The organism is Pseudomonas sp. GL_103, assembly GCF_057835175.1.
This window is the reverse complement of sequence record NZ_CM174420.1, coordinates 2,555,774-2,574,204: the sequence shown is the minus strand read 5'-3', so window position 1 is coordinate 2,574,204 and position 18,431 is coordinate 2,555,774. Positions and strand designations below refer to the sequence as shown.

Below are 18,431 nucleotides of genomic sequence, written 5' to 3'. Positions count from 1 at the left end.
CAGGGTTATGCGGTGGAGTCAGATTAATCAGTGCTTGGCGACAAGGTCCTTGGGCAATTTGAAGGTCCAGAGCATGCCGCCCTGGTTGAAATCCTTCACCCGTTTGGCCACTTCGCCACCCCACAGCGGCACCGCGCCGCCCCAGCCGGAGAGCACCGAGACGTACTGTTCGCCGTCCATTTCCCAGGTCACGGGTGAGCCGAGCACGCCGGAGCCGGTCTGGAATTCCCAGACCTTTTCGCCGGTCTTGGCATTGAACGCCTGCAGGAAGCCTTCCGGCGTGCCGGTGAACACCAGGTTGCCCTTGGTGGTCAGCACCCCGCCCCACAGCGGCGCGTAGTTCTTGTGGCGCCAGACTTCCTTGCCGGTTTTCGGATCGATGGCCCGCAGCACGCCGATGTAGTCTTCGTTCAACGGCTTGATGGTGAAGCCGGCGCCGAGGAACGCTGCGCCTTTCTTGTAGGCGATGCCTTCGTTCCAGATGTCCATGCCCCATTCGTTGGACGGCACATAGAACAGCCCGGTGTCTTTGTTGTAAGCCATCGGCATCCAGTTTTTCGCGCCGAGGAACGCCGGCGCTACGAAGACCGAACTGCCCTTGGCTTCGGAACCCGGGGCACCGGGACGACTGGCTTCGTTGTAGATCGGCCGACCGTTCTTATCCAGGCCGGTGGCCCAGGTGATCTTGTCCACGAACGGGAAGCCACGAATGAATTTGCCGTTGGTGCGGTCCAGCACGTAGAAGAAACCGTTACGGTCGGCCGTGGCCGCCGCCTTGATCTCCTTGCCGCCTTCGCTGTAGTTGAACGACACCAGCTCGTTCACGCCGTCGTAGTCCCAACCGTCGTGGGGCGTGCTCTGGAAGTGCCACTTGATGGTGCCGTCGTCTGGATTGAGTGCCAGGCGCGATGAGGAGTAGAGGTTGTCGCCAGGGCGCAGGTGCGAGTTCCACGGTGCCGGGTTGCCGGTGCCGAACAGCAGCAGGTTGGTTTCCGGGTCGTAGTAACCGCCAAGCCAAGGCGCTGCGCCGCCGGTCTTCCACAGATCGCCCGGCCAGGTCTTGCCCGCCTCGCCGCCGGAGATGCCGTTTTCCACCGCTTTGCCGTCCTTGTAGACGTAGCCCATATGGCCTTCGACCGTTGGCCGGGTCCACAGCAGATCACCGTTTTTCGGGTCATAGGCCTCGATCTTGCCCACCACGCCGAACTCGCCACCGGCCACGCCGGTAATCAGCTTGCCGTTGATCACCAGCGGCGCGGCGCTGATCGAGTAGCCTTCCTTATGGTCGGCGACTTTCTTGCTCCAGACCACCTTGCCGGTGTCCTTGTTCAGCGCCACGAGCTTGGCGTCGAGGGTGCCGAAAATCACCAGGTCACCATACAGCGCGACGCCACGGTTGATCACGTCACAGCAGGGGCGAATGTCATCGGGCAGGCGCGCATCGTATTGCCAGAGTTTCTTGCCGGTGCGTGCATCCACGGCGAACACCCGGGAGTAGGACCCGGTCATGTACATCACGCCGTCCTTGACCATCGGCTGCGCTTGCTGGCCGCGCTGTTTTTCACCGCCGAAGGAAAACGCCCAAGCCGGTCGCAGCTCCTTGACGTTGTCGACGTTGAGAATATCCAGCGGACTGTAGCGCTGACCCTGAACGCCGAGGCCATTGGTCACGACCTGTTCCGGGTTCTTGGGGTCCTGGAGAATGTCCTGGTCGGAAACCCCGGCCAATGCCTGGCCGGACAACAGCATGGCACTGAGCAGCAGGCTCAAGACGAAGGGCTGGCGACGTGCGGGTTGGGTCATGACGGCTTCCTCTGCGGATTTTTGTTATTTCCGGAAAATTTTCCCGGTCTGGTGCAGATTCTTGAGCGCCGCCGCCCTGGCAACAATTGCCCGCAATGAGGAGATTGCTAGTTCCTTGGTACAGGTTCGGAGGAGATGAGTAGAGGATTTTGTGCCCGACACAGCCCCCCCTGTGGGAGCGGGCTTGCTCGCGAAGACGGAGTGTCAGGCGACATCGATGTCGAATGTGCCGGCCTCTTCGCGAGCAAGCCCGCTCCCACAGGGGGTCTGTGTTTACTCACTTTTGCGCGGGAGAATCCACCCGCGTCATCCGCTCACGCTCGTAGCGCGGGTACAGATGGCTGACGCTGCGGATCAGTTCGTAGCGACTCAGGTTGATCCCGGCGAAACGTTCGGGGATGGGGCTGCGGATCATCTCGGCCATCTCGCTGCCATTGGCGGCGCCGTCGCGCATCAACTGATCGAGCCAGGCCAGGTAATCACGCATTTGCTCGAAGGGTTGTGGATCGCTCGACACCGGCCCATGGCCCGGCACGACCTGCGTCCAGGGCAAGCCTTGCAGGGTGGCGATGTCCGCCAGCCACACTGCCAGGCCCGAACTGTTGGGCGTGGTCAGCGCCCGTTGATAAAACACCAGGTCCCCGGCAAACAGCACGCCGGTTTGCTGGTCGAGAATAGCCAGATCCGCGCCCGTATGCCCACCCAGGCTCAGCAGGCGCAGATCGTGATTCCCAAAACTTTTCACGCCGGGTGTCAGCGTCTGCGTCGGCAACACCACTTCGGTGCCACGCATCCAGTCGCCGACCATCCGGTACATATTCTCGGCCATGGCATCACCTTGCTGATGCAACAACTCGGTGGTGCCGGCCAAGGCGCCGATCGGTACGTCGCTGAAGGCTTGATTGCCCAGCACATGGTCCGGGTGGTGATGGGTCAGCAAGACCTCGATCACCGGTTTATCGGTGGTGGCGGCAATGGCCTTGCGCATCGCTTCGCCATAACGCTTCGACGGGCCGGTGTCGATCACCACCACTCCGCGTTCAGTGACGATAAACGCGGTGTTGACGATGTTGCCGCCGTTGGCCTTGGCGAAATTATCGGTGCTGCCTTCCAGCAGCCAGGTGTCCTGGGCGATCTGCCGAGGCATGAGTGAATATTCGAGATCGGCCAGGGCCGGCAGACTGACGCTCAGCACCATCAACAGGATCCAGCGCATGCCACGCTCCTTGAGATCAGGGGATCGACGCATCGAACTCATTGCCGCTGTTGTCCCGTAGCAGCAGGCGCGTTTGCCCTGCCCCCTCGATGTCGAAGGCCAGGTTGGGGTTTTCGCTGACCGCCGGAAACAGCTCCAGCCGGGCCAGCACTTGCTCGTTGTGGTCGCGCAGCTCGGCATGGTTGATGAAGAATTCCGGAATACCGCTGACCATGCCGTTGTCCATGGGATGGGCCACCTGCAACCGCAAACGGCTGAACTCGCCCCGGGGATAACGACCGCCGAGCACTTCGCCGATGTGCTCTTCCCAGCCCGGTTGAGTGCGCACCACGCTCGGCGCGGTGCAGCCGCCACCCGCTGCGTCGATCAGGGTCGAACCGACATGCCACACGCCGTCGCGGGTCAACACCGCCGCGCGCAAGGGCGTGGCCTGTTCGATGCGAATGCGCAACGACAGCCAGGGCAAAACCGAATCCAGCGGCTGGAAGTCGACGATTTTCGGCAACGGGTTCAGCTCTGCCCAGGCAAGGATTTTCACCACCTCGCCCTTGAACGCCCGGGCGTCGATTTCCAGCGGCACCTGCCGGGCATCTTCGGCAAACGGCGGCGCCAGCAGCTTGACCCGCTCATCGAAAACGAACGGCGCATTGCCCAGGAACTGCTGCTGATAGAAGGCCCACATCACCGATGGCACCGGGTCTTTGCCGGGATCGATAGCGCCAGCCTGTGCCGCCAGGCTTAACCAGCAGGCCAACAGACAACTCCCTCGCCATTTCATCGCCTGCTCCTTATTGATACATCTCGGGCACGTCGTAACGCAGACCGTAATGGCCGTAGATGGTCTTCACCGAGCCCTCGCGGATCAGCGCTTCCAGTGCTTCTTCCACGGCATAGGCCAGTTGCCGGTTGCTTTCGTGCACCGCCATGCCGATTTCCCAGAGCTGCTTGCCCATGTTCGGGTAGGCGTTCTGCGCCAGTGCCACTTGCGGGTCGGCCGCTTCATGGACTTGCCAGTCGATTTCGCCGCGCATGGCCATCACCGCGTCGACCTCACCGGCCTTCATCGCGGCAAACGCCTGGGGTACGCCTGGATAGTGATGGGTCTTGCCGGCGAGCATGCCGTTGAACACCGAGGTCAGGTAGAACGACGGCACGCTGTCGACTTCGACACCAATCGGGTGTTGCTCGAACACCGCGACGCTGGCGACTTTGTCCAGCCGCCGGCGGTCATAGGCCACCTGCCATTGTTCGTTCTGGTACGGACCGAACATCACCACTTGGCCGTTGACCAGTTCGCCGAACTCGTTGCGCTTCTGCGCGTAGTCACGGTCATATGGCACGCGCATCATCAGGTCGGCCAGTTGCTGGTTGTGCAAGGCACTGGCACGCCAGATGTAATCGCGCAGGTCGTCGTCGAGCTTTTCTCCCGCCGGCGCCCAGATCAGCGTCAGGCGTACGCCGAGCGCCTTGGCCAGGGCCTCGGCGAGTTCGACATCGACGCCGCGAGGCTGGCCGGCGCTTTCAAAACTGTAGGGAGCGAAGTCCTTGTAGACCGCCACCTTCAGCTCCCCGGCGGCGATCATTTCGTCGTAGTTGCGAACCTGCGCCTGCGCCGCCTGGCAGCACAGCCACAGAGCGCTGATCAACACCGCGAGCAGGCGCATGGGTCACTCCTCGACGTGCACAGTGTCCAGATAAGTGCGCACCGCCCACAGGGCTTCCTGGCTCAGGTAGTCGGCCATCTTCGGCATGTACACCCGACCGTCGCGCACCGCGCCATGGCGCACCCGCTCGGCGAACCACTCATCGCCCGACTCACCGACATCGAGCATGCGCAAGTCGGGGGCGATACCGCCGGACTTGGCTTCCAGGCCATGGCAGGCCGCGCAGTTCTGGGTGTAGGCCGAGGCGCCGATTTCCACCGCCTTGTCGTGTTCCGGGGCAGTGCGATACGGGTTCACCGCGGCCCAGCCATCGGCATCGAGTTGCACACCGGCGTCCTTGATCGGGGTCAGGCCCTGGGTGGCGACAGCCTGTGGCACCACATTGCCGTGGGCCCAGACGGAGCCTGCACTGATCAAACTGGCCACTAGCCCGGTCACGAGCAAGGCGTTGCGTTTTGTTGTCATTGTTATGCCCTCTGGATTGCACGCAAAACCTCTTGGCAGAGGCTATGGCAGCCATCTTAGAAACGGCATCGCACTCACCCCATGCTGCTTTGGTGGTCGCCACCTAGTCCCTTGGTAGTAAGGCGCTGGATGGACACCACCGGTACTTTCTGCATATTTCCTCAGCTTCACGGGCTACCTAAGCTGGCGCTACCAGTAATGGAGTGCCCTATGCGCCAGCTCATCCCTTACGCCTTGATCTACCTGCTGGCGATTGCCTGCGCCGCCGGCCTGGCCACCCAGAGCCAGGCCGCCGATGCGCCCTTGCAGGTGCGGATCGGCTACCTGGGTTATCGCCCCGACCCCGGCCCGTTGCTGTCGAACGTCATCCCCGAGCCCACCGATGCCGGGCTGCGCGGCGCCGAACTGGCGATCACCGACAGCAACAGCACCGGGCGTTTTCTCAACCACGGCTACAGCCTGGTCAGCGCCAGTGTCGACAGCTCCGAAGCCTTGCTCGAAGCGGCAAAGGTGCAGCATGAACAGGGCCTGCGCCTGTTTGTGGTGAATGCCCCCGCGACCAGCCTGCGCCAATTGAGTGCAGCACTGCCCGACAGTCTGTTGTTCAACGCCGGTAGCCCCGATGACAACCTGCGCACCACCGATTGCCTGCCGAACGTGCTGCACACCTTGCCGAGCCGGGCGATGCTTGCCGATGCACTGGCGCAGTTTCTGGTGCTGCGCAAATGGCAGCGGGCGCTGCTGATTGTCGGCCCGACGCCGGACGATCAAGCCTATGCCGCCGCCCTGCGCCGCGGGGCCAAGCGCTTTGGCTTGCAACTGGTGGCGGAAAAACCCTGGAGCTTCGATAACGACCAACGCCGCAGCGCCCAGGCCGACATGCCGCTGTTCACCCAGACCGCCGAGTACGACGTGGTACTGGTGGCCGATGAACGCGGCGACTTCGGTGAATACGTGCCCTACCAGACCTGGTACCCGCGCCCGGTCGCCGGCACCCAGGGCCTGACCCCGGCGGGCTGGCACAAGACCGTGGAGACCTACGGCGCCGCGCAGCTGCAAAAACGCTTCGAAGCCCTGACCGGGCGCTGGATGAATGACCGCGATTTCGCCGCATGGATGGCCGTGCGCAGTATTGCCAGCGCCGTGAGCAAACTGCGCCAGGCCGAGCCGATGGCGATCCGTACGCTGGAAATCAGCGACCAGTTGCCCCTCGACGGTTTCAAGGGTCGCAAGCTCAGCTATCGGCCGTGGAACGGCCAGTTGCGCCAGCCGATCCCCATTGTCCAGCCCCGGGCGCTGGTGAGTACGTCACCCCAGGACGGCTTTCTGCACCCGTTCAACGAGATGGACAGCCTGGGCTACGACAAACCCGAGGTCAGCTGCCGTTTTCCCTGACCCGATAATCACAACAACAAGGAATCCGCCATGCGCCGCACCCTGCTCTCTTGCACCTTGCTGCTCGCCGCTGGCCATGCCGTTGCCAGCACTGCCTGGGTCTCCAACGAAAAGGACAACAGCCTGAGCCTGATCGACCTGCAGACCCTGCAAGTCACCGACACCCTGCCCGTCGGCCAGCGCCCCCGCGGCCTGCTGCTGTCCCATGACAACAAGCTGCTGTACATCTGCGCCAGTGACTCGGACCGGGTCCAGGTGATGGACGTGGCCACGCGCAAGATCATCAAGGAATTGCCCTCGGGCAAAGACCCCGAGCAATTCGCCCTGCACCCGAACAATCGCTGGTTGTACGTCTCCAACGAAGACGATGCGCTGGTCACGGTGATCGACACCGAGACTTCCAAGGTGCTCGGCCAGATCAACGTCGGCGTCGAACCTGAAGGCATGGCCGTCAGCCCTGACGGCAAGTGGGCGGTCAACACCAGCGAAACCACCAACATGCTGCACTGGATCGACACCGGCACCCAGACCCTGGCCGACAGCACCCTGGTGGACCAGCGCCCGCGTTTCGTCGAGTTCTCCCCCAATGGTGCACAGCTCTGGGCCTCGGCGGAAATCGGCGGCACCGTGACCATTCTCGATGTGGCCAGCCGCACCGTGCTCAAGACCCTGAACTTCCAGATCAAGGGCGTGCACCCGGACAAGGTCCAGCCGGTCGGCATCAAGCTCAGCACCGATGGCAAGTACGGCTTCGTCGCCCTCGGCCCGGCCAATCATGTGGCGGTGATCGATGCCAAGACCTTCGAGATTCTCGATTACCTGCTGGTGGGTCGACGGGTCTGGCAGATGGCATTCACACCGGATCAGAAGCAACTGCTGGCCACCAATGGCGTCAGCGGCGATGTCTCGGTGATCGATGTCGACAGCCTCAAGGTCAGTAAATCGGTGAAGGTCGGGCGCTACCCCTGGGGCGTGGTGGTGACGCCATGAACGCCCTTGAAGTCAGCGACCTGAGTTTCGCCTACGGTGCTCGAGAGGCCTTGCGCAAGGTGAGTTTCAGCCTGGAGCCCGGGCGTTTCGCCGCGCTGCTGGGCCCCAACGGCGCGGGCAAGTCGACCCTGATTGCCCTGCTGACCCGGCTCTATGATCTGCAGCACGGCGAGATCCGCGTCGGTGGTAATTCATTGCGCAGCGCGGCACGCCCGGCACTCAGGCAATTGGGCGTGGTGTTCCAGCAAAGCACCCTGGACCTGGACCTCAGCGTCGAACAGAACTTGCGTTATCACGCCGCGCTGCACGGTTTGTCCCGGCGCCAGACCGACCTTCGGGTCGACGCCGAACTGGCCCGCCAGGCCCTGACCGACCGTCGCCGCGAACGGGTGCGTGAACTCAATGGCGGCCATCGTCGCCGGGTGGAAATTGCCCGCGCCCTGTTGCACGAGCCGCGTCTGTTGCTGCTCGACGAAGCCAGTGTCGGCCTCGACCCGGCGAGTCGCCTGGCGCTCAACCAGCACATACGCAACCTGTGTCGCGAAGAGCGCATCAGCGTGCTCTGGACCACCCACCTGCTCGACGAAGTGCAGCCCAGCGATGACTTGCTGATCCTGCATCAAGGCCGGCTGGTGGCCAGCGGACAGGCCGATGCCCTGAGCCTGGAACACGGCGGTGACCTCGGTTCGGCCTTCACCCGCCTTACGACATCAGGAGCTGCCCAATGAACGCTTACTGGCAATGTTTTAGCGGTATCGTGCTGCGCGAATGGCTGCGCTTTGTGCTGCAACGCACGCGGTTTCTCAGCGCCCTGGTGCGGCCGCTGCTGTGGCTGCTGGTGTTCGCTGCGGGTTTTCGCGCAGCGCTGGGGATCGCGATCATCGAGCCCTACGACACCTACATCCCCTATGAGGTCTACATCATTCCCGGGCTGGCCTGCATGATCCTGCTGTTCAACGGCATGCAGGGCTCACTGTCGATGGTCTACGACCGCGAGATGGGCAGCATGCGCGTGCTGCTGACCAGCCCCCTGCCCCGCACCTTTCTGCTGTGCAGCAAACTGTTGGCCACTTCGCTGATTTCGCTGTTGCAGGTGTATGCGTTCCTGGCAATTGCCTGGGTCTACGGCGTGCGGCCACCAGCCATGGGGCTGTTGCTGGCGTTGCCGGCCCTGCTGCTGGTGGCGTTGATGCTCAGCGCATTGGGCCTGTTGCTGTCGAACGCGATCCGCCAGCTGGAGAACTTTGCCGGGGTGATGAATTTCGTGATCTTCCCGCTGTTTTTCCTGTCATCGGCGCTGTATCCGCTGTGGAAGATGCGCGAGGCCAGCGAGTGGCTGTATTGGCTGTGCGCGGTGAATCCGTTTACCCATGCAGTGGAGCTGGTGCGTTTTGCCCTGTATGAACGCTTCAATCCGTTGGCACTGGCGGTGTGCACGGGGCTGACGCTGCTGTTCGCGTTGCTCGCCGTACTGACCTTCAACCCGCAGCATGCGGCCTTGCGCAAAGCCAACTAATTACCCCACAGGGGATCTTCATTGAACAGGGTGAAATTACTACTTTAGTACTGGTTTCCCTGTCTATCGTCGCATTCCCAACGCCCCCCGACTGGCATGTAATAGGTCCATAACTATAAGGACTGAACCCATGCCACGTGCCCGACGTTGCCTGTTGCGCCCTGCTCTCGCCGCCCTGTCCCTGGGCCTGCTGCTGAGCACCGCGCAGGCCGACACCGCGCTGTTCTCCACCGAGGGCTATCGCATCGGCCTGTACCGCAGCCCGACGCCCGACCAGCTGCAAGGCGCAACCATTGTCGACACCCGCGCCCTGCAAACCCTGCTCAACCAAACCCCACGCCCGGTGCTGATCGACGTCTACCGCCGTCAGTGGCTGCAAGGGCAATTCATCGAAGACCAGCCCCATGAAAACCTGCCCGGCAGCCATTGGCTGGCCAACACCGGCGACGGTGAGCTGACACCGCAATGGCAGGACTACTTCGCCGCCAACCTGAAAAAGCTGACCGCCGGCGACTCGACGCAACCGCTGGTCTTCTACTGCCGCTCCGACTGCTGGTTGAGCTGGAACGCAGTCAAACGCGCGGCCACCATGGGCTATAAGACTCTGTATTGGTATCGCGATGGCCTGGACGCCTGGCAAGCGGCCAATCTGCCGGTTTCGCCCGCCCGGCCCGAACCCTTTCCCTGAGCTTTACGCGTGCACGCAGTTGCCACACCATAATCAAAATAATGAGGTGAAAGGCCATGTACAAAATCCTGATTGCCGACGATCACCCGCTGTTTCGCGAAGCCATCCACAACGTCATCAGCGACGGTTTTGCCGGCAGCGAAGTGATGGAAACCGCCGACCTGGACAGCGCCCTGGCACTGACCCAGGAACACGACGACCTGGACCTGATCCTGCTCGACCTGAACATGCCCGGCATGCACGGCCTCAATGGCCTGATCAACCTGCGCAACGAAGCGCCGACCATTCCGGTGGTGATTGTCTCCGCCGAGCAGGACAAACAGATCGTGCTGCAAGCCATCACCTACGGCGCGGTGGGTTTCATCACCAAGTCGTCACCCCGCACCCAGATGACCGATGCGATCCAGCAGATTCTCAATGGCAATGTCTACCTGCCCCCGGACATCATCCGCACCGCCAAAAGCAGCACCCACCGGCGGATGAACGACACCCCGAGCTTCCCGCCCGAACTGCTCCAGGCCCTGACCCGCAAGCAACTGCAGGTGCTGGAACGCATGACCAAGGGCGAATCGAACAAGCAGATCGCCTACACCCTGGAAATCGCCGAGACCACGGTCAAGGCCCACGTCTCGGCGATCCTGCGCAAGCTCAACGTGCACAACCGGGTGCAAGCGATCCTGAGTGCCGGGGATATTGATTTCGGGTCTTATCTGCGGCGTTGAGTCAGCCAGACCGCGGCGCCCCTTTCGCGAGCAAGCCCGCTCCCACAAGGACAGCGATGTACCTGTGGGAGCGGGCTTGCTCGCGAAGAGGCCCGTGAGCGCACCAGAAAACTCAAGGCCGACCGAGCAAATGACTCATCGCCGTCTTCAGCTTCATCGGCCGCACCGGCTTGTGCATCAGGGTGTGACCCAGTTCGCGGATCTGCTGCTTGAGTTCATTGCTGTAGTTGGCCGTTATCATCATCGCCGGAATCGGTGAGGCACGACGGGCATTGATTCTTGCCACCGCATCGACACCGTTCTGATCGTTATCCAGGTGGTAGTCGGCAATCAGCAGATCCGCCTCGGCGTGGTAGTTGTCCACTTGCCGCGCCAGGTCCTCCTCCGACAGCGCCGTCACCACCCGACACCCCCACCCCTCCAGCAAGGTGCGCATGCCGGCACAGATGGTCGCGTCATTATCCAGCACCCATATCCGCGCACCCCGCAGGCGCTCCAGCATCGGCTCGCTCATCTGCAACGTCGGCGGCGGTTTCGGCGCAGTGGCGCTCAACGGTACTTCGACCGAGAACATCGAACCCCGGCCCGGCCACGAGCGCACATGAATGGGATGCCCGAGGATGCCGGCAATTTTCTCGACGATCGCCAGGCCCAGGCCCAGGCCGCGATCCTGATCGGGTCGCTGCACATCACCGCGCTTGAACTCCTGGAAAATCTCCTCCAGGCGATGCTCGGCAATGCCCATGCCGCTGTCCCAGACTTCGATCGTCAGGCATTGATGATGCCGCCGGCAACCGAGCACCACGCGACCGCTGTAGGTATAACGAATCGCATTGCTCAGCAGGTTGCGCAGAATCCGTGCCAGCAACTGGATGTCGCTGCGCACCAGCGCCGAACAGCCGATGAAGTGCAGCTGAAGGCCTTCACTGCGCGCCACCTGGGTGTATTCGGCGGCCAGGTTGTCCAGCAGTTCACTGAGGGCGAACGGCGCAATGTCGGCCTTGATCACCCCCGCATCGAGCTTGGAAATATCCACCAGGGTGCCGAGCAGGTTCTCCACGTCTTCCAGGGAATTGCTCACATTGCGCACCAGAATCTCGCTGGACATCGGCTCGCGCCGTTCCAGCAAGGCACTGGTAAACAGGCGCGCGGCATTCAACGGTTGCAGCAGGTCATGGCTGACGGCGGCGAGGAACTTGGTTTTCGACAGGTTGGCCTGCTCGGCTTCCTGCTTGGCCTCGCGCAAGCGTGACTCGACCAGGCGCCGCTCATCGATCTCGCGCAGCAACTGGTCGTTGAGGGTGGTCAATTCCGCCGTGCGCTCGCGTACCCGCAGCTCCAGGTTCTGATACGCCTGATGCAGCGCCTCGGCGGTGCGCCGGCGTTCGGTGATGTCGCGGATCAGCACGAAAATCCCCACCACCTCGCCACTGGCCAGACGGTTGGGCACATAGGAACGCAGCATGTAGCGCTCCTGGTTGTTGACGTTGGTTTCGGCGAACTCGAAGGTCACGCTCTCGCCGGCCAGCGCCCTGGCCACGTAGGACTCCAGCCGCTGGTAATGCTGCTCGCTGTGCACTTCGCGCAGGCTCTGGCCGAGCATCACGCCCCGGGGCCAGCAGTACCACTCTTCGTAGACCTTGTTGGTGAATTCGTAGACCAGGTCGGCATTGAGGTAGGCAATCAATGCCGGTACGTGATCGGTGATCAGGCGAATCCAGTGTTCGCTTTCACTCAGCGCCTCGGCGTGCTGGTAGCGTTCGGTGATGTCGGTGAAGGTGTTGACGAAACCGCCGGTGGGCAACGGATGGGTGCGGATTTCCAGGACCCGGCCATCGTACAGGCGCTGCTCGCATTCCCTTACCGGTCGTCCGTTGCCATCGCGACTGGCCGGGGTCAACAGGTTCAACTCGCTGTCGGCGATCACTTCGGCAAACGGGCGATGGGCCGCCACCGGCGCCAGGCCGCTCAATTCCAGGAAGCGCCGGTTCCACAATTCCAGGATGCCCTCGGCGCTGACCATCGCCACCCCTTGGGACAGGTTGTCGACCGCCCGCTGCAACAGGTGCGATTTCTGCGCCACCGCCTGCTCACGGCGCATGGTTTCGCTGAGTTTGACGTCGGTAATGTCGGTGAACAGAATCACCCGCCCCCCTTCCTGGGTCGGCCGCTCGCTGACTTGCAGCCAACGCCCGTTCTGCAGGCGGTAAAGCAGGTTTTCGTCGGCATGCCCGCGAGGCTCTTCGGTGAACAGGGCGTTGTTCATCATCAGCCGCTTGACCTCGGTCAGGCGCATGCCGGCGTTGATCCGCACCCGGCTGTTGCTCCAGAACGCCTTGAAGCGACTGTTGAACAGCACGATGCGCTGCTCGGCGTCGAACAGCACGAAGGCGTCGGAAATGCTTTCGATAGCATCGATCAGGTGTTGATGCGCGGTTTCCGCGCGCAGGCGGGCTTCGCTGAGCAAATGATTACCGGCCTTGAGTTCGGCCATGGCCTGGTTCAGGGCATCGGTGCGTTCGCGCACTTGCTCGGCCAGCACCACCGAATGCTGGAATGCCGCGTACGGATCGTTGCCGCGGGTTCCCCCGGACTCGACCCGTTCGATCAGCGCGCCATTGATGCGCTGCAGTTTGTGGTTTTCCAGGCGCAGCCTGGCCAGTTCGGCCTGCAGCTCAGCGATGTCCTGGGGCACGGCCACGGGCAATGGCAACGCCGGTGAAGGTCTGGTTGATGTGCATGCCATTGAACTGTTCTCCGTAGGTGTTGAAACCCATCACCCGTTGCTTACGCAAAAACGTTCCGATCTGATCAAGACTGCCGTCGTCTTCGAGCTCCAGACGCCGCAGGAAACAGTCGCAACCGATGGTCAGCAGCAAATCGCCCAGGCGCTCCTGCAACCCCTCGAACAGGCTCTGCAGGTTCGGCAGCATCGGCCCCGGGGTCATGGCGGTGAGGACGATGCCGTTTTCCACGGCGCAGTAGAAACTCAGGCTCAGGTCCGGATGCACCTGCTGGATGGCCCGCACGTAGTACTGCTGGTTGATCCGCACCGCCAACGGGTGCGCGGCGAAGACCCGGTGATCGAGCTGCGCCACCGGCACGCCGATGTGCCGGGCGTACTCCTCGGCAGCCGGCTCGGCATTGAGTTCGAAGACCCGGCGCAAGGTGCTGTCGGCCCCGGTGACCACCAGCTTCTCGGCGCGGGGCAGCACGTGGTGGGTGGTGAACACTTCGAAATCCAGCCAGGTATTGACCAGTACCACCACGGCCGCGCCGCTGTGGAACTCACCATCGAAGTACACATGGGTGTGGGTCAGGTAGTTATCGTCGCCGGCCGAGCCGCCGAAATGCGGAATGTCGCCCAGTGCCGCGCTCAAGGCCGCCAGGACCATCTCTTCACGGCTGGACAGGCCATCGAGCAGGGTCAGGGCAAAGCTGTTGCCCTTGATCGGGGCCAGGGTGTTGCTGCGACAGCCACTGACCAGGCGCTCGACCATTTGCTGGGCGTCGATCAGGCTGAAGTGCTCCATCTGGTCGATCAGCTCGATCGCGATGGAAAAGTGCCGGTGATCGAAACCCACCGCCGTCACGCAATTGCGCCCGTAGCCCAGCGGGGTGATTTCCCCGGCGCTGGTGCAGCCCGCCAGGCGAATGCCGCCGAAGCTTTGCTGCAAGGCCTGGCCCAGCGCCTGCAAGTCGTACTCGGCGGAACAGAAGAACAGCACGAACCCCAGGTGCGGATGCAACAACTGTCGCGCCAGTTCCTGCGCGACCTGCCGGGCATCGGTGGCCTGGGACATTGCACTGACGACGCCTTCGCTCTGCTGCATCCTTACCTCCCGCAGGTGCATGTGTATGAGGCACGAGTGTACGAAGTCTGTGGGGTGCGACGAATGCTACTTGGGTAGCGGGTAGCCGCTTCGATGGGATGAGACGGTTGGCGACCCTCACCGCGATGCGCACGGCCAGGGCCACCTCCCGGGATTACCAGGTCAGCACCGCGCCCACGGCGAAGGTGTCGGTGTCTTCGTTCTGCTCATCGGTGTCGTGGCCGTTGATTTCGAATTGGTTGTACTCGGCCACCAGCTTGAGGTTGTCGTTCACGTCATGGAACAACGCGATGCCGCGGGTCTCGTAGTCCGCGCCGCTGCCGACCACGCCGTTGCCATCGTCATTGGTCTTGCCGTAGGACAAGGCCAGGCGGTTCTTGCCCAGTTTGTAGGAGCCCTGCATCAGGTAGCCGTCGCTGTCGACGTTGCGCAGGGTCGGCTCGCCGGCATTGTTGGTGAAAAACGGGTTGATGCCCTTGGCCTGGAAGCCGGACCCGGTGAGGGACAAGCCGCCCATCTTCGCCTGCACGCCATAACCGACACCCTTGGAGGTGACGGTCTCGACCGTGGAATCGGTGTTGTCCGAGGTCTGGTAGCTGCCGTTGACCCAGCTGTAGATCTTGGCCCCGGCCAGGTCGAACTGATAGGTGACTTCGCTCTCGGTACGCGGGTTTTCCTGATAGGCCTTGCCCGTCGGGCTGCTGTCGTTGGTGTCCACCGGGTCCATGATGCCGACCGCCACGCGCAGACCGTCCATCACCGGGGTGCGATAGGTGATCTGCGAGGTCGGGAACGGATACGGGTAACCGGTGCCAATGTTGCCGAACGACACCCCGCCGCCATCCACCAGCCCCAGCGTATCGCTGACCTGGCCGTAACCGGCGAGCATTTCGTCGAGCAGGATGTTGGAACGGGCGAACAGCCCGAAGTCCTTGCCGATCAGCACTTCGCCCCATTCCGGGTTGGCCACGGTGCCGAAGAACTGCCGCACATCGATGGCGGTGTCGGTGCCGTTGGTTTGACTGTCGTTGATGGTGACCCAGAACGAGGCGCGGGCACCGAGCTTGAGATCGTCCACCTGCTTGCCCATGTTGAAGCCCAGGTAGTTGGGCAGAAAGCCCATCTTGACCCGTGACTGCCGACGGTCGAACTGATCGCCGGCGCGGTCGACATCGCTGTTCACGTAGAAGGCGTTGATGTAGCCGTCGGTGGAGAACGTGGTCTGGTCCTTGTCGTACAGCATGATATCCGCCTCGGCCACCGGGCTCAGGCCAAGGGCAGACAGGCTGGCGATGAAGGCCGGCAGAAAACGATGCGTGACGTTCTTATTGTTGTGCATGGCGCGCTCCGAAACGGGGGACTGAGTGTCGGAGGCGATTATCGAAACCAGACCGGCGGCGCCATACGCTGCCTTGGGGGTGGTTTTCAGGTGCTTTGGATGGGCCGGCGGTGCGTGACCACTATGGCGTAAGACCGCTGGTCGGCGAGGCTCGCCACTTAGGGTGTAGGCCTGTGGACCCGAGTGGCGTCCACAGGAACCGGTAGCGGCTAGGCGTTGGCCCGAAACAGCATGTAGGCGGCGACCACGACGCAGATGCTGGCAAACCCGACCTGCAACGCCCGCGCCGGCACCCGGGCACAGAGCTTACGGCCGATGATCATGCCGACGATGCTGGAGACGATAAAAGCAATGCCCGAACCGTCGATGCGCACTCCGGCCTGGAAGGCGCCAATCACGCCGATGGCCGAAATCAGGCTGATCACCATCAGCGAGGTGGCAACGATCCCGCGCATCTGCACGTCGGTCAGTTGCTTGAAGGCCGGGACGATCAGAAAGCCGCCACCCACCCCCAGCAATCCAGAGACCACGCCGGTCACTGCCCCGAGCGCGGCGAGGGTCGCAGTGCATTTGGCGGTCCAGGAAAAGCGCCCGGTCTGTTGATCGAGCATGCAGTTCTTCTGGCCCCAGTTGGCCTGACCGTGATCGCTGGGGCCCTGGTCCTTACGCTCGCGGCGCAACATCCGCCCGGCCACCACGACCATCAGCAGGCTGAACAGGATCATCAGGATTTTTTCCGGCAATTGATGGGCAAAGTAGATGCCCATCGGCGAAAACACCGCGCCCAACGCCGCGATCAGCAGCGCCGCCCGATAACGCACCAGGCCATGGCGCAAGCCGTCGATGGCACCGACCGCTGCCGCACTGCCCACCGCAAACAACGCCACCGGAGCGGCCTGGGTCATGCTCCAGCCCAACCCCAACACCAGGGCCGGGACCGCAAGGATACCGCCGCCGGCGCCAGTCAAGCCGAGCACCAGCCCCATCACTACACCAAACAGACTTGCCAGCAACATAGGGAGTTCTCAGTCGACCCTGGACACACGTGTCAGCCACTCGCGGCCCTGGAGCATGCCGTTCCAGTAGAACCACGGCAGCAGTGTCGCCTTCAGCCACCACGCCGAGCGGCGCGGTATCGTCGGGTCAAGGGGAAAGGTCGGCAGCAACTTGCCCGCGTAACCGAACTCGGCAAGGATCACCTTGCCCTTCTCCACCGTCAGCGGACAGGAACCATAGCCGTCGTACTTCAGCGGCAGCGGCTGTTGCTTGCGCAAGGCCAGCAGGTTTTCGGCCACCACCACGATCTGCTTGCGCACCGCCGCGGCGGTTTTTGCATTGGTGGTGCCGCAGATATCACCCAGCGCGAAGACGCCGGGATAACGCGGATGCTGCAGGCTGTGGGGGTCGACCTCGCACCAGCCGGCGGTGTCGGCCAGCGAACTGCGGGCGACGAAATCCGGGGCCACCTGAGGCGGCACGACATGCAGCAGGTCAAAGGTTTTGGCCTGGAGGGTGACATTGCCATCGGCATCCCTGACGTCGAACCAGGCGGTTTTCGCCGGGCCGTCGACCTTGACCAGGTTGGAGTTGAAGGCCAACCGGGCTTTGTACTTCTCGATGTACTTCATCAGCGGCGGGACAAAGGTAGCCACACCGAACAGCGCCGCACCCGCCAGATTGAATTCGACGTCGATGTTGTCCAGCACACCGGTCTTGCGCCAGTGATCGCAGGACAGGTACAGCGCCTTTTGTGGCGCGCCAGCACATTTGATCGGCATGCCCGGCTGGGTGAACAGCACCTTGCCGCCGCGCAATTTCTGCACCTGATCCCAGGTGTAGGTCGCGTGCCGGTAGCTGTAATTGGAGGTCACGCCGTGCTGGCCGAGGGTGTCCTCCAGGCCTTCGATTTTCTCCCAGGCCAGGCGCAGGCCGGGGCAGACCACCAGGTTTTGATAGCTGACCGTGCGCGCGTCACTGAGAGTGAGCTGGCGCTTGTCGGGATCGATGCCCGTCACGGCAGCCTGTAGCCAATGGGCCCCGCGCGGCATCACCGACGCCATCGGCCGCACGGTGTGTTCCACGTTGTAGGTACCGCCGCCGACCAGCGTCCAGGCCGGTTGATAGTAGTGCCGGGAGTCGGGTTCGATCACGGTGATGTTCAGATGCGGGCTACGCTTGAGCAGGCTGGCGACAAGGCCGATGCCCGCCGTGCCGCCGCCGATGACCACGATATCTGCACTGATGGATGGGCCCCAGTGTTGATCGTTCATTGCTTGTTCCTTTTGCTGCACGCAAGGATTGTTACGAGTCAAACCACAAAACCTGTGGGAGCGGGCTTGCTCGCGAAAGCGGTGGATCAGTCAATGAGGTTGTCGACTGACACTACGTCTTCGCGAGCAAGCCCGCTCCCACATTGGATTTGTGTGCTGGCCTGCATTCAAGGTTGTACCCAGCTTTTAAGCACCGCCCCGCAATAAAGCCCGGAGAGGGTTTTCATCACCTGGATCACTTCGTGACTGGCGAGACCGTAAAAAATGTACTTGCCTTCACGACGGGTGGCGACCAGTCCTTCATCGCGCAGGATCCCCAATTGCTGGGACAGGGTCGGTTGGCGCACGCCGGTCATTTTTTCCAGCTCGCCTACGTTGCGTTCGCCCTGGGTCAGCTGGCACAGGATCAACAGGCGATCCTCATTGGCCAGGGCCTTGAGCAGCGCACACGCCTTGGAGGCCGAGGCGCGCAGTTGGGCGACTTCACATTCGGTCAGACTGGATTGCATTTGCAGGATGCCTTCAACGTC

At 62.5% G+C, this 18,431-nt stretch carries 17 protein-coding genes; 6 read left to right on the top strand and 11 right to left on the bottom strand.

The annotated features are described in order from the left end of the window. Positions 1-27 precede the first annotated feature (27 nt). From AC3IP0_RS11860 to pedF, 5 genes are all read right to left on the bottom strand, one after another. On the bottom strand, positions 28-1,803 hold the full coding sequence (locus AC3IP0_RS11860; RefSeq protein ID WP_102671474.1) for a PQQ-dependent methanol/ethanol family dehydrogenase: 1,776 nt from the start codon (positions 1,801-1,803) through the stop codon (positions 28-30). A 277-nt stretch (positions 1,804-2,080) separates the two neighbouring features. After that, a complete protein-coding gene (locus AC3IP0_RS11855; RefSeq protein WP_489327488.1) occupies positions 2,081-3,019 on the bottom strand; it encodes a quinoprotein relay system zinc metallohydrolase 1 in 939 nt (312 codons plus the stop codon). Between the two features lie 16 nt (positions 3,020-3,035). Further along, positions 3,036-3,797 (bottom strand): quinoprotein dehydrogenase-associated SoxYZ-like carrier, encoded by a 762-nt coding sequence (locus AC3IP0_RS11850; RefSeq protein ID WP_489319367.1) that lies wholly within the window; start codon positions 3,795-3,797, stop codon positions 3,036-3,038. 10 nt (positions 3,798-3,807) lie between these two features. Then, positions 3,808-4,683: a substrate-binding periplasmic protein gene (locus tag AC3IP0_RS11845; protein WP_489319366.1), complete on the bottom strand. Its 876-nt coding sequence runs from the start codon at positions 4,681-4,683 to the stop codon at positions 3,808-3,810. Positions 4,684-4,686: 3 nt separating this feature from the next. Then, a complete protein-coding gene (gene pedF, locus AC3IP0_RS11840) occupies positions 4,687-5,148 on the bottom strand; it encodes a cytochrome c-550 PedF (RefSeq protein ID WP_489319365.1) in 462 nt (153 codons plus the stop codon). Positions 5,149-5,358: 210 nt separating this feature from the next. Between pedF and AC3IP0_RS11835 the strand changes: the two genes are divergently transcribed. The 6 genes from AC3IP0_RS11835 to AC3IP0_RS11810 all read left to right on the top strand — a co-directional run bounded on the left by AC3IP0_RS11835 (position 5,359) and on the right by AC3IP0_RS11810 (position 10,459). After that, a complete protein-coding gene (locus AC3IP0_RS11835) occupies positions 5,359-6,543 on the top strand; it encodes an ABC transporter substrate-binding protein (protein ID WP_489319364.1) in 1,185 nt (394 codons plus the stop codon). Between the two features lie 30 nt (positions 6,544-6,573). Further along, positions 6,574-7,533 (top strand): YVTN family beta-propeller repeat protein, encoded by a 960-nt coding sequence (locus AC3IP0_RS11830; protein WP_489319363.1) that lies wholly within the window; start codon positions 6,574-6,576, stop codon positions 7,531-7,533. Next, a complete protein-coding gene (locus AC3IP0_RS11825) occupies positions 7,530-8,261 on the top strand; it encodes an ABC transporter ATP-binding protein (protein WP_489327486.1) in 732 nt (243 codons plus the stop codon). Before AC3IP0_RS11830 ends, AC3IP0_RS11825 begins: the two co-directional genes overlap by 4 nt. Beyond that, a complete protein-coding gene (locus AC3IP0_RS11820; protein ID WP_477774563.1) occupies positions 8,258-9,049 on the top strand; it encodes an ABC transporter permease in 792 nt (263 codons plus the stop codon). The genes AC3IP0_RS11825 and AC3IP0_RS11820 overlap by 4 nt, the downstream gene beginning before the upstream one ends. A 130-nt stretch (positions 9,050-9,179) precedes the next feature. After that, complete coding sequence (locus AC3IP0_RS11815; RefSeq protein ID WP_489319361.1) at positions 9,180-9,737, top strand: PQQ-dependent catabolism-associated CXXCW motif protein; 558 nt, start codon at positions 9,180-9,182, stop codon at positions 9,735-9,737. Between the two features lie 56 nt (positions 9,738-9,793). After that, positions 9,794-10,459, top strand: a complete 666-nt coding sequence (locus AC3IP0_RS11810; RefSeq protein ID WP_108215949.1) for a response regulator transcription factor — start codon at positions 9,794-9,796, stop codon at positions 10,457-10,459. 112 nt (positions 10,460-10,571) lie between these two features. On the opposite strand, the gene nahK is transcribed toward AC3IP0_RS11810, so the two are convergent. From nahK to AC3IP0_RS11780, 6 genes are all read right to left on the bottom strand, one after another. Beyond that, complete coding sequence (gene nahK / locus AC3IP0_RS11805; protein ID WP_489327483.1) at positions 10,572-13,205, bottom strand: hybrid sensor histidine kinase/response regulator NahK/ErcS'; 2,634 nt, start codon at positions 13,203-13,205, stop codon at positions 10,572-10,574. Continuing rightward, positions 13,135-14,292: a nitric oxide-sensing protein NosP gene (gene nosP, locus AC3IP0_RS11800; RefSeq protein ID WP_489327481.1), complete on the bottom strand. Its 1,158-nt coding sequence runs from the start codon at positions 14,290-14,292 to the stop codon at positions 13,135-13,137. Before nosP ends, nahK begins: the two co-directional genes overlap by 71 nt. Positions 14,293-14,446: 154 nt before the next feature. Then, positions 14,447-15,631, bottom strand: coding sequence for a porin (locus AC3IP0_RS11795; RefSeq protein WP_489327480.1), 1,185 nt, complete (start codon positions 15,629-15,631; stop codon positions 14,447-14,449). 209 nt (positions 15,632-15,840) lie between these two features. Further along, a complete protein-coding gene (locus tag AC3IP0_RS11790; protein WP_489327478.1) occupies positions 15,841-16,647 on the bottom strand; it encodes a sulfite exporter TauE/SafE family protein in 807 nt (268 codons plus the stop codon). A 9-nt stretch (positions 16,648-16,656) separates the two neighbouring features. Then, complete coding sequence (locus AC3IP0_RS11785; RefSeq protein ID WP_489327477.1) at positions 16,657-17,901, bottom strand: NAD(P)/FAD-dependent oxidoreductase; 1,245 nt, start codon at positions 17,899-17,901, stop codon at positions 16,657-16,659. A gap of 167 nt (positions 17,902-18,068) precedes the next feature. Then, the gene (locus AC3IP0_RS11780; RefSeq protein WP_007976596.1) at positions 18,069-18,410 is read right to left on the bottom strand and encodes an ArsR/SmtB family transcription factor; all 342 of its coding nucleotides are present in this window, start codon (positions 18,408-18,410) and stop codon (positions 18,069-18,071) included. Positions 18,411-18,431: the final 21 nt, after the last annotated feature.